General features: G+C 61.2%; 11 protein-coding genes. 5 read left to right on the forward strand and 6 right to left on the reverse strand.

Annotated elements, in window-relative coordinates:
- Window positions 1–77 precede the first annotated feature (77 nt).
- Both E9677_RS02680 and E9677_RS02685 read left to right on the forward strand, forming a co-directional pair.
- Window positions 78–1,958, forward strand: a complete 1,881-nt coding sequence (locus E9677_RS02680) for an AsmA family protein (RefSeq protein WP_168801099.1) — start codon at window positions 78–80, stop codon at window positions 1,956–1,958.
- Between the two features lie 84 nt (window positions 1,959–2,042).
- Complete coding sequence (locus E9677_RS02685) at window positions 2,043–2,285, forward strand: DUF6460 domain-containing protein (protein ID WP_235882840.1); 243 nt, start codon at window positions 2,043–2,045, stop codon at window positions 2,283–2,285.
- A 21-nt stretch (window positions 2,286–2,306) separates the two neighbouring features.
- On the opposite strand, the gene E9677_RS02690 is transcribed toward E9677_RS02685, so the two are convergent.
- The 5 genes from E9677_RS02690 to E9677_RS02710 all read right to left on the reverse strand — a co-directional run bounded on the left by E9677_RS02690 (window position 2,307) and on the right by E9677_RS02710 (window position 7,962).
- Complete coding sequence (locus tag E9677_RS02690; RefSeq protein ID WP_136556543.1) at window positions 2,307–3,128, reverse strand: ABC transporter permease; 822 nt, start codon at window positions 3,126–3,128, stop codon at window positions 2,307–2,309.
- Between the two features lie 10 nt (window positions 3,129–3,138).
- Window positions 3,139–4,044, reverse strand: a complete 906-nt coding sequence (locus E9677_RS02695; RefSeq protein WP_136556544.1) for an ABC transporter permease subunit — start codon at window positions 4,042–4,044, stop codon at window positions 3,139–3,141.
- 12 nt (window positions 4,045–4,056) lie between these two features.
- Window positions 4,057–5,211, reverse strand: coding sequence for an ABC transporter ATP-binding protein (locus tag E9677_RS02700; RefSeq protein WP_136556545.1), 1,155 nt, complete (start codon window positions 5,209–5,211; stop codon window positions 4,057–4,059).
- A gap of 84 nt (window positions 5,212–5,295) precedes the next feature.
- The gene (locus E9677_RS02705; RefSeq protein WP_136556546.1) at window positions 5,296–6,396 is read right to left on the reverse strand and encodes a polyamine ABC transporter substrate-binding protein; all 1,101 of its coding nucleotides are present in this window, start codon (window positions 6,394–6,396) and stop codon (window positions 5,296–5,298) included.
- A 138-nt stretch (window positions 6,397–6,534) separates the two neighbouring features.
- Window positions 6,535–7,962, reverse strand: coding sequence for a helix-turn-helix domain-containing protein (locus E9677_RS02710; RefSeq protein WP_136556547.1), 1,428 nt, complete (start codon window positions 7,960–7,962; stop codon window positions 6,535–6,537).
- A 239-nt stretch (window positions 7,963–8,201) separates the two neighbouring features.
- Between E9677_RS02710 and aceA the strand changes: the two genes are divergently transcribed.
- Together aceA and E9677_RS02720 are read left to right on the forward strand one after the other, a co-directional pair.
- A complete protein-coding gene (gene aceA / locus E9677_RS02715) occupies window positions 8,202–9,491 on the forward strand; it encodes an isocitrate lyase (RefSeq protein ID WP_136556548.1) in 1,290 nt (429 codons plus the stop codon).
- Between the two features lie 184 nt (window positions 9,492–9,675).
- On the forward strand, window positions 9,676–9,924 hold the full coding sequence (locus E9677_RS02720; RefSeq protein WP_136556549.1) for an SMc00767 family acetate metabolism repressor: 249 nt from the start codon (window positions 9,676–9,678) through the stop codon (window positions 9,922–9,924).
- 113 nt (window positions 9,925–10,037) lie between these two features.
- On the opposite strand, the gene E9677_RS02725 is transcribed toward E9677_RS02720, so the two are convergent.
- A complete protein-coding gene (locus tag E9677_RS02725) occupies window positions 10,038–10,913 on the reverse strand; it encodes a LysR family transcriptional regulator (RefSeq protein ID WP_136556550.1) in 876 nt (291 codons plus the stop codon).
- An 89-nt stretch (window positions 10,914–11,002) separates the two neighbouring features.
- Here E9677_RS02725 and E9677_RS02730 point away from each other — a divergent pair, with 89 nt between their 5' ends.
- Window positions 11,003–11,227, forward strand: coding sequence for a hypothetical protein (locus tag E9677_RS02730; protein ID WP_136556551.1), 225 nt, complete (start codon window positions 11,003–11,005; stop codon window positions 11,225–11,227).
- Window positions 11,228–11,236 lie beyond the last annotated feature (9 nt).

The following is an 11,236-nucleotide window of genomic DNA, read 5'->3' on the forward strand; positions in this document are numbered from 1 at the left end:
CGTCCATTCGTTGCACGCGGGGTAGAATTCCTATATCCGCCACAAGTACTCGACGACGCTCTTGGACACGGGCCAGAATGACATTCTCGCGACGCGCCGGACAATCTGAAAGCCCTGGAAGCGCTGGCCCCGGCCGGCGGACCCGACGGCTGTTCAAGCTCGCGCTCTCGGCGGTCGCTATCGGCGCGCTCGTCTCCATTGCTCTGCGTGTCGCCGCTCCGCATCTGATCTCCAGTGCCGTCGTGCGCTCGGCGATCGAATCGTCCATGGCGCAATGGGCCGGGCACCCCGTCACGATCGAGGATGTCTCCGAACTGCGGTTCTGGCCGCAGCCGGAAGTGACCCTCAAGGGCGTCACAATACGGCGTGCCAGCGATCGCCCCGACGAGCCTTTCGTCGAGATCCAGCGCCTGTCCGCAGAATTCAGTCTGCTTTCGGCCGTCAAAGGCAAGCCCGATTTCAACGACTTTCGGTTCGAGCGACCGCAGATCCGGATCCAGCGGGATACCGATGGTCGGCTGGACTGGAGCGGTGACGGGTTGTTGAACACGGCCGTGCGCGGCGCCCTGACCACGCAGACCAGCCCGGAGTCCGATGGCGGCACCAGGGAGACGGAGATCGGGACCGTCGAGATCATCGATGGCGCGGTCACCCTGATCGATGCGCAGAGCGGCACAACCCTCGTCGCCGACCGGATGAATGCCAAGATCGACTGGCCACGTCTCGCAGCTCCTCTTTCCGGGCAGGCGACGTTCAATGTGCAGGATCGCGGCATGTCGCTTTCCCTCCAGACTTCGACGCCCTTGCTTCTGCTCGCAGGTGCGGCGAGCCAGGTCGACCTCTCCGCATCGCTTCCGGGCATGCGCGGGCAGCTCAAGGGCGTGATCGACCTCAAGGAGGCCAGCCTGGAACGGGCCGATGTCAATCTCAGCATCTCGGATGTGCCGCAGGCAGCCTCGGCATTCGGGGTGCGTCTCGCCGGGACGGAACGGTGGCAGACCGCTTCGTTGAGCGCGCAGGTGACGGATGCCGAAGACGAGTGGCGGTTCGACAATCTTGAATTCGAGATCAATGGCAGCCCGGGCGACGGCATCCTGACCTTGAAGAAGCGCGCAGATGCGAAACCACTTCTGATCGGGACGGTGGCTGTCGATCTTCTTGATCTAGACGGTTTTCTTCAGGCCCTTTCCATCGATCTGGGAGATCGCGCCAATGTGCGGCTGCCGAGCCTCACCCAATGGGTGGACTTCGACATGCGGATGTCGGCCGCCACAGCCAGTGTTGCGAACTTCCAACTGACCAATCTCGGCGCCAGCCTGACCGGTGGTGACGAGTCGTTGAAGCTGGTGATCGGGGATACGCGATTCCTGGGCGGAACGCTTTCGGCGCGCCTGAGCGCGAGCGGCAACGGGTTCGACCAGGGTGCCGAAATCGCCGTGATGATGGATCGGATCGATCTCGGATCGCTCATGTCCAGCCTTTCTCCCGGGAGCCTCACGCTCAAGGGCATCGGCTCGTTGACGCTCAATGCAAAGCTCGCCGGGCCCGGCTGGCGTCGCAACATCGACGCCATGTCGGGACGGCTCGACATACGCGCCGACAACGGCGAAATCCTCGGGCTGAATGCAGTTGGGCTTCGGCAGATGTCGAGCGACCGGACCTATTTCCAGCTGAGCGCAGCCGGCGCGGGAGAATTCGACTACCGCAGCCTCGACATATCCTTGCGCTTTTCGGAAGGTTCGGCGGAAGTGGAAAAGGCCCGGATCGTGGGTACGCAGGAGACCTTCACCCTCTCTGGGATCATCCCCTACAGCCGACAGGCTCTGGCGTTGACGGGCGAATTGTCACAAATGGCAACAGCAGATCAGGCTGGGTCGCCGCTGCGCTTCTTTATCGGGGGCGCGTGGCAAGATCCGGTCATTTCTCCAATCCCACCCGTCCCGACCGCGGGTCAATAAAGGTCTCGACTCGCCAGCGCGGGCTGTTCCATTCGTAAATGCAAATACTAGAATGGAACGAGTCTGGGCGCCGGGGGACGACAGGTGCAGGCATTGCTATCGGGTTTCATCAAACTGGCGCTGGCCTCACTGCTGGCGGGCAGTCTTCTGTCGTTCTTTGGCATAACGCCGAGGGCCGTGCTTGAGAGCATGGGCGTCACGGCGGAGGACCTGCACAACGGCATCCTCTCCGCCTTTGCCTGGGCGACACCCCGCATGCTCATGGGTGCCGTCGTGATCGTGCCGATCTGGCTCGTGACCTATCTCCTGATGCCGCCCCGCGGTTGACCGCTGCGGCACACGAACGGTTCAGGCCGTGACCCCGCGGGCCGCGACATGCTCGTCACGTTGCCGCTGGAGTTCCCTCTGCTTGGTGCCGATGGAGGCGATGATCACGCCGATGGTGACAATTCCGATCAGGATGGTGCAGATGGCGTTGATTTCGGGGGTGACCCCCAGACGGACCTGGGAATAGATCTTGATCGGAAGGGTCGTCGCACCCGGCCCCGTGGTGAAGCTCGCGATGACGAGATCGTCGAGCGACAGGGTAAAGGCCAGCATCCAGCCGGAAATGACGGCAGGCAGGATCAGCGGCAGGGTGACCTTGAAGAAGGTCTTGACCGGCGGGCAGCCGAGATCCTGCGCTGCTTCTTCGAGGCTCGTGTCGAAGGTCAGCAGGCGCGACTGCACGACGATCGCCACGTAACACATGGTGAAGGTCGTGTGGGCGATGACGACCGTCATCAGGCCTCGGTCGACGCCGACAGCGACGAAAAGCAGAAGCAGCGACAGACCGGTGATCACCTCAGGCATGACGAGCGGCGCATAGATCATGCCTGAAAACAGCAAGCGTCCCTTGAAGCGCGTGTAGCGAACGAGTGTCAGGGCCGCCAAGGTCCCGAGGACCGTACCGAGCGAGGCACTGAGAAGCCCCACCTGCAGCGTGACCCAGGCTGCACTCATCAGGCCGGCATTGCGCCACATCTCGCCGTACCATTTCAGCGAGAAGCCGCCCCAGACCGTGACCAGTTTCGACTCGTTGAAGGAGTAGATGACCAGGATCAGGATCGGGATGTAGAGAAAGGCGAAGCTGAGCGTCAGGATGGTCGCGTCGAATTTTCCAGGTTTCATCGGTCCGCCCTCACACTTTCTGCTGCTGGTTCTGGAAAATGGCGATGGGCACGACCAGAATGAGGAGCAGCAGAACCGCAACGGCGGAGGCGAGCGGCCAGTCGCGATTGCCGAAGAATTCGGTCCACAGCGTCTTGCCGATCATCAGCGTATCAGCACCACCGAGCAAATCGGGGATGACGAATTCACCCGTGATCGGAATGAAGCAGATCATCGAGCCGGCGATGACGCCCGGGATCGAGAGGGGAAATGTGATCTTCCAGAAAGCCTTCCATGGCGGGCAGCCGAGATCGCTCGCCGCTTCGAGAAGTGTACCATCCATCTTTTCGAGCGCGGCATAGAGCGGCAGCACCATGAAGGGCAGATAGGAATAGACGATGCCGATGAAGACGGCCATCTCGGTGCGGAAGATCTGGACCTGGCTACCTTCATCCATCAGGCCGAGCGACTGCAGGAGTACGGTCAGCAGGCCCTCCGGCTTGAGGATGCCGATCCAGGCATAGACGCGGATCAGAAACGAGGTCCAGAAGGGCAGGATGACCAGCATGACCAGCGTCGGGCGGATGGTCACGGATGCACGCGCCATGGCGAGCGCCATGGGATAGCCGATCAGCAGCAGGAGGAAGGTAGAAATTATCGCAATGCGCAGCGACGAAACATAGGCGTTGAAATAGAGCGAGTCTTCCGTGAGGAAGATATAGTTCTCGAAATCCAGCTGGCTGATGAAATCGCCGATCGCTGCAAAACCTTCCAGCACCGGCGTATAGGGCGGCATGGCGATCGCCGTATCGGACAGCGAGATCTTCACGATGATCAGGAACGGCGTCAGGAAGAAGAGCACCATCCACAGATAGGGAATGATGACGACCAGCCATTTGGCTGAGCCGGATTTGGAGGTGGCGACACTATCTGCCATGTGGCGCCCTCCTCAGCGTGTCAGAACAAGGCCGGCATCGGCCGGCCAGGACAGCCAGACCATGTCGCCAAAGGTGATCGGGCGATCGACGAGACGCGAGACATTGGCCTGGGCGGCGCGGAACATGCGTCCGTCATCTAGACGAACGATGAAGACCGAGAAGTCGCCGAGATAACCAATGTCCCAGACCTCGCCATGCAACGAGTTGGTAGCCGATATCTCGGGCTGGGTGGATGAGATCCGTACTTTTTCCGGCCGGACGGCGAAGGCGACACTGTCGCCCTGCACCGCTTCGCAGGTTTGCTCGACGGTGATCTTGACGCCGTCGCTGTCGATCCGCACGAGGTCTCCCGTCGGCTGGCTGTCCTTGGATTCGACCTTGGCTTCCAGAATGTTGATGTCGCCGATGAAGTCAGCGACATAACGCGAGTTCGGCGCCTCGTAGATCTCCGCGGGTGTGGCCACCTGGACGAGGATACCCTTGTCCATGACGGCAATGCGATCGGACACGGTCATCGCCTCTTCCTGGTCATGGGTAACGATCAGGAAGGTCAGGCCGAGCTTGGTCTGGATGTCCATGAGCTCGAACTGGGTTTCCTCGCGCAGCTTGCGGTCGAGCGCGCCGAGCGGTTCGTCGAGCAGCAGGACCTTGGGACGCTTGGCGAGCGAACGGGCGAGTGCCACGCGCTGACGCTGGCCACCGGACAACTGGTTGGGTTTGCGCTTGGCGAACTGGTCGAGCTTGACCAGCTTCAGCATTTCCTGGACGCGGGCGTCGATCTCGCCCTTCGGCAAGTTATCCTGCTCGAGACCAAAGGCGATGTTCTTCTCCACCGACATATGCGGGAAGAGCGCGTAGGACTGGAACATCATGTTGGTGGGGCGCTTGTAGGGCGGCACACCGGAAAGGTCCTGCCCCTGCAGGAGGATGCGGCCGGAGGTCGGCTCTTCGAAGCCTGCCAGCATGCGCATCAGCGTGGTCTTGCCGCAGCCTGACGGACCGAGCAGCGAGAAGAATTCGCGCTCATAGATATCCAGCGTCAGATTGTCGACCGCGACGAAATCGCCGAAGCGCTTGGTGACATTTTCGAAACGGATGAACGGAACGGCATCCGGTTCGGTCCAAGGAGAGAATTTACGCTTAACAGGCCCCAGTGTCTTCGCCATTACCCCGATCCCAGCCGTTTTCTTGTTACCCCGAGCATGAAGAAAATCGCCGGGCGTTTGGGGCGCCCGGCGATTTTGGTTTTGTCAGTTACCGGTCTTGATCGTCGTCCAGACCCGGTTCAGCACGCGTTGTTCGCGCGGGCCGTAAGGCGAGATGGTGAAAAGTTTCGCCATGACGTCTTCCGGCGGATAGACGGCCGGATTGTCCTTGACCTCGGCATCGAGCAGTTCCTGGGAGGCCAGGTTGCCATTGGCATACTGGACATAGTTGGAAGCCTTCGCGATCACGTCAGGGCGCATCAGGAAGTTGATGAACTCATGCGCTTCGGCGACATTCTTGGCATCCGCGGGGATCGCCATGTTGTCGAACCACATATAAGTGCCTTCCTTCGGGATCACGTAGTTGATCTCGACGCCGTTGTTGGCTTCTTCGGCGCGGGCCTTTGCCTGCAGGATATCGCCGGACCAGCCGATGGTCACGCAGACGTCGCCATTGGCAAGATCATCGATATAGGCGGAGGAGTTGAAGGTGCGCACCGAAGGGCGGATCTTCATGTAAACTTCGCCGCCCGCCTCCAGGTCTGCAGCTTCCTTGCTGTCGGGATCCTTGCCGATGTAGTTCATCGCGATTGCGAAGGTCTCGTCTGATGCATCGAGGATGTTGATGCCGCAGGTCTTGAGCTTTTCGGCATTTTCCGGCTTGAAGATCGCATCCCAGCTATCGACGGTGAAATCGGCGCCCAGTGCTTCCTTGACCTTGGCGACATTGTAGCCAATGCCGGTCGTGCCCCACATGTAGTTGATGGCGTATTCATTGCCGGGATCGTATTTCGCCAGACGCTCCGAGACCATCGGCCAAAGGTTCGACACGTTGGTCAGCTTCGCCTTGTCGAGCTTCTGGAAGACGCCGGCCTGGATCTGGCGCGCGAGGAAAGGGGCCGTCGGCACGACGACGTCATAACCCGAGCCGCCGGCCAGCAGCTTGGTCTCGAGCAGCTCGTTGGAATCGAAGACGTCATAGACAACCTTGATGCCGGTTTCCTTGGTGAAATCCGCGAGCACCGACTCGTCGATATAGTCCGACCAGTTGTAGACATTCACGACGCGTTCCTGCGCCTGGACAGCCGATGCGATGAAGATCGTCGCCAGGGCTACCGACGCCGTACGGATGAAATGAGCCTTCATTTTTTCTCCTGTTCCAGCTTAGGGGAGCAAGGTGCTCCCGATGCCATTCCCGTTATTTTTTAAGAGACTAGAAAGGAATTGGACGGGCGACAAGCGAAATTCTTCGCAGTCGCGAATGCTTTATCGGGTGAAATCGTTTCATTGGAAATCGAACGCCGACAGCCCCGTGACCATCTCGTCGAGGCCGAGCGGGCGGGTCAGCGGGGGTTCTGCACGGGCGAGACAGCCGGAGCGCTCACAAAGACGACAGGCCGGCCCGATGGCGACCGGCGCCACCGTTCGGTCGGGTAGCGCTGCCGCATAGGCGACATCTTCACGGCTCGATGCATCACAGCCGATGAGGAGCGCCGTCCTGCGGATGCGCTCACCGAAGCTTGCCTGGGGGCCCTCCAGCGTTCGCGACAAGGTGAGAAAGGCGCTGCCATCCGGCATCTCGACCTGCTCGACCAAGACCTGGCCCGGCTGGGCGAAGGCGGAATGCACATTGAGCTTGGGACAGGCGCCGCCGAACTTCGCCTGTGGGAAGCCTGTCGCGCCCGCTCGACGGAAACGGTTTCCGGCGTTGTCGATCTCCATCATGAAAAAGGGCACACCTGCTGCACCCGGGCGCTGCAACATGGTCAGCCGGTTCGCGGCCTGCTCGAAGGAGACATTGAAGCGGGCACGCAGCACGTCGATGTCATAGCGGGCTCGGATGGCAGCCGAAAGAAAGGCGCCGTAAGGCATCATCAGGGCATGCGCGGTGTACCGCGCCAGCTCGAAGCGGGCGATGCGCCGCGCTTCGCCCGACGAAAGTTCGAGAGCCTCGAGCTCGGCCTGCACGTCTTCGCCAAGGGCGAGAAGCACCACCTCCATCGCCACTTCCCGCAACTGGTCGAAGGGTGACAACCGTTCGGACAGGAACAGACGCATCGAGTGGCGGTCGTAGCGGCGACGGAGCGAAGGCATGGTCTGAACGGGCAGCGCGCGGACCACGACGCCGTGGGTCGAGCGCAGCCAGGCCTTGAGGGCAACAGCCAGATCATCGCCCGGCGACAGGCCGAGGCCGGCATGAAAGGTCTCGGCCGCCTCGTCGAGCCGGGCGAAATAGTTCGGCCGGCGCTCGAAGACTTCGCAGACCTCGTCGATCGGCAGTCGTGCGCCGGACAGAGAGGTTTCGTGTCCCTCGCGGGCGAGGAGATCGGCGAGATCGGAGAGCCGTGCGGCCTGCTCGCGATAAGCCCTATAGAGCTTGATGATGCCGCTCGCGGCATTGGGTGCGGCCTCCGCCACTTCGATCAGCTCCTGATCGCCGGGGAGTTCGCCCGACAAGAGCGGATCGGCGAAGACCTCGCGCAATTGGCTCGTCGAGCCGCCCGCCTCACCCTGGAGCTCGTCCAGATCGACCTTGTAGACGGAAGCGAGCTTGAGCAGCAGCTGGACCGTGAGAGGGCGCTGATTGCGCTCGATCAGATTGAGGTAAGAGGGAGAGATTTCCAGCGCCTCGGCCATGGCCGTCTGGGTGAGGCCAAGGCCATTGCGAATGCGGCGGACACGGGGGCCTGCGAAGATCTTGCGCTCTGCCAATTTACAGCTCCTTTACAAGATTTGTCGCGTTCGACGCCTGATCCGCTGTGACTGAATTTACAAATTTACACGTGTGCGCTGTCAAAGACAAGACAGCCTAACCTCTTTCATGTCGTTGTTTTATCGAATTTTCTGGTCGTATTTTGCAGTGCGATGTAAATATAGTCACATCGCAAGCGACCAAGCAGACCCGAAAGACTTCACTTGGTCAGCGCCTAGCAGTGACAGGGAGACATGACATGACTGAATTTTACAATCTCGTTCCAAACGCCCCAAAGGGCCGCTATGACGGCATCGATCGCCCCTACACTGCAGCGGACGTGCAGCGCCTGCGCGGCTCGGTCGAGATCAAGCATACGCTGGCCGAAATGGGCGCGAACCGCCTCTGGCAGCTGATCAACGAGGAGCCCTACATCAACGCGCTCGGCGCGCTGTCCGGCAACCAGGCCATGCAGATGGTCCGCGCCGGCCTGAAGGCGATCTACCTCTCCGGCTGGCAGGTTGCCGCCGACGCCAACACCGCCTCGTCGATGTATCCTGACCAGTCCCTCTATCCGGCCAATGCTGCACCGGAACTCGCCAAGCGCATCAACAAGACGCTGCAGCGTGCCGACCAGATCGAAACCCAGGAGGGCAAAGGCCTTTCGGTCGACACCTGGTTCGCGCCGATCGTCGCCGACGCGGAAGCCGGCTTCGGCGGACCGCTCAATGCCTTTGAGATCATGAAGGCCTTCATCGAAGCCGGCGCTGCAGGCGTTCACTTCGAAGATCAGCTCGCGTCGGAAAAGAAGTGCGGCCATCTGGGCGGCAAGGTTCTGATCCCGACCCAAGCCCATATCCGCAACCTAACGGCCGCTCGTCTTGCCGCCGACATCATGGGTGTCCCGACGCTGATCGTTGCCCGTACCGATGCGGAAGCTGCAAAGCTGCTCACCTCCGACATCGACGAGCGCGACCGGCCCTTCGTCGACTACGATGCCGGCCGCACGGCGGAAGGCTTCTACCAGGTCAAGAACGGCATCGAGCCCTGCATTGCACGTGCGATCGCCTACGCTCCTTACTGCGACATGATCTGGATGGAGACCGGCAAGCCAGATCTCGAACAGGCCCGCAAGTTCGCCGAAGCCGTGCACAAGGTCCATCCGGGCAAGAAGCTCGCCTACAACTGCTCGCCCTCCTTCAACTGGAAGAAGCACCTCGACGACGCGACGATTGCCAAGTTCCAGCGGGAACTCGGTGCGATGGGCTACAAGTTCCAGTTCATCACGCTCGCCGGCTTCCACCAGCTGAACTACGGGATGTTCGAACTGGCGCGGGGCTACAAGGATCGCCAGATGGCGGCCTATTCGGAGCTGCAGGAGGCGGAATTCGCAGCTGAGGTCAACGGTTACACCGCGACCAAGCACCAGCGCGAAGTCGGCACCGGCTATTTCGACGCCGTGTCGCTTGCCATCACTGCCGGCCAGTCCTCGACAACCGCGATGAAGGAATCGACCGAAACCGAGCAGTTCCGCCCGGCGGCGGAGTAATCCGAAGCAATCGCCCCTCACCCTACCCTCTCCCCGCAAGCGGGGAGAGGGAGAGCCCCAAGACCGAGGCCTCCGAATACGTCTTCTCCCCGCTTGCGGGGAGAAGGTGGCGGCAGCCGGATGAGGGGCCGAGCTTTACGAGATCAACGTTTCAAAAACCCCTGACACCAAGAGGAGAAATGCCATGACACCCCAGACCCGAGTCAAGGAACGCGCCGAAGAACAGTCCTCGGCCATGAGCTCCGATCAGCAGGCGATGATCCGCATGCTGGCCAACGACCTGCACCGGCTCAACCATTCGATCATGAAAGCTGTCGATGCCGGCGTCTCGGTCGAACTCGTTCGCTCCGCCCGCCACCATGGCGGCGACGGAAACTGGGGTGATCTGCTGATCCCCGTCATCGTGACCCAGGGCAACCATCAGGCTGCCTGAGTCACAAATCTATCCCTCGTCCGGCCCCTGACCTCCGGACCGGCTCCCGCACGACGATCGCCTCCGGGGAGGAGGCAAGATCGCCGTGCGGGTTTTTCTGCATTCCGGACGTGTCAGCCGCGCGTGCTTGGCCGTTTGCCGGCCAGTATGTCCCGGTGAGACTTGAGAAGTTTTTCAAGCCGGTTCGCGACCAGCCGAATGTCGGTTCTGTGGCGATCGTCGTTGTTCATCACGATCCACTGGCGATGGCGCAGCTCGGGTATGTCCTCGCCGACCCGTTCCAGCGTCGGATCGAGATCTCCGACGAAACAGGGCAGCACACCGAGCCCTGCCCCGGCGCGGACCAGATCCCGCAGGGACCTCGGCCGGTTGACGGTCGCGACAATCCGCTCCGACGCATTCTGGCGCGGCCAGCGGAGATAGGCCGATACGGCATTTTCATCGTCCACTGCAATCCAAGGTTCCGGACCGATCCAGTCCCTGTTGCGCGCCCGATAGGCAGCATAGGCGACCTCACCTGCCTGTATCGCCGCGAGGTTGGGCTCCTCGGGCTCGAAGGCACGAATGCCGATATCGCTCTCCCGGTGCGCGAGCCTGGCGCGCTGTTCGGCAACATGGAGATCGATGCGGAATTCGTCGCGCGGGGTGCGGATCACGGACATGTTCTGGCAGAGCAGCCAGGCGATCCACGTCCCGAGACTGATCCGCACGAGGGACTGTCCGGCCTTGCCGCGACGCCATTCTTCCACACGCTTGCTGCCAGCTTCCAGTTCGATCAGATGCTCCAGCAACTGGCTACCGTCGCCGGTCAGGCGATAGCCGGTCTGACTGCGCAGGAAGAGCTCACGACCCAGCGCCTGCTCGAGCTCGACCATGCGGCGCCCGAGCGTCGCGGCACTGAGGCCGGTTACTTCGGCGGCTGCGGTCAAGCCGCCTTGACGGGCGACCGCGAGAAAAAGCTGATAGGCATCCCAGGCTATGTCTTTCATGGCTGAAAGACATAGCACGTTGTTGGCTGTTCATGCATCCATATTCGGAGGATAAAAGGGAAGACGGCATCAATCTCAGGAGATCCGTCATGCACGAAACTTATGCTGCCCTTGCCATCATCGCGCTTCAAAAAAAGGTCGGGAAACCTGACCAGCTATCCGAGGATGAGTTCTACGCCCAGTTCTGCGAAGCGCCGTGGCACCGCCTCTCGCGCCGGTGCAAAGCCTTCTTCGCTCGGCTGAAGCTCAGCGAAGATGGGGCGCGCTGCACAAGCGGCCAAGCAAGCCCGGCGACGCGGACGGCTGAAGCCTGATGCAACAAA

Origin of the sequence: Peteryoungia rhizophila, assembly GCF_004912145.1 — a bacterium.
Taxonomy (GTDB): domain Bacteria; phylum Pseudomonadota; class Alphaproteobacteria; order Rhizobiales; family Rhizobiaceae; genus Allorhizobium; species Allorhizobium rhizophilum.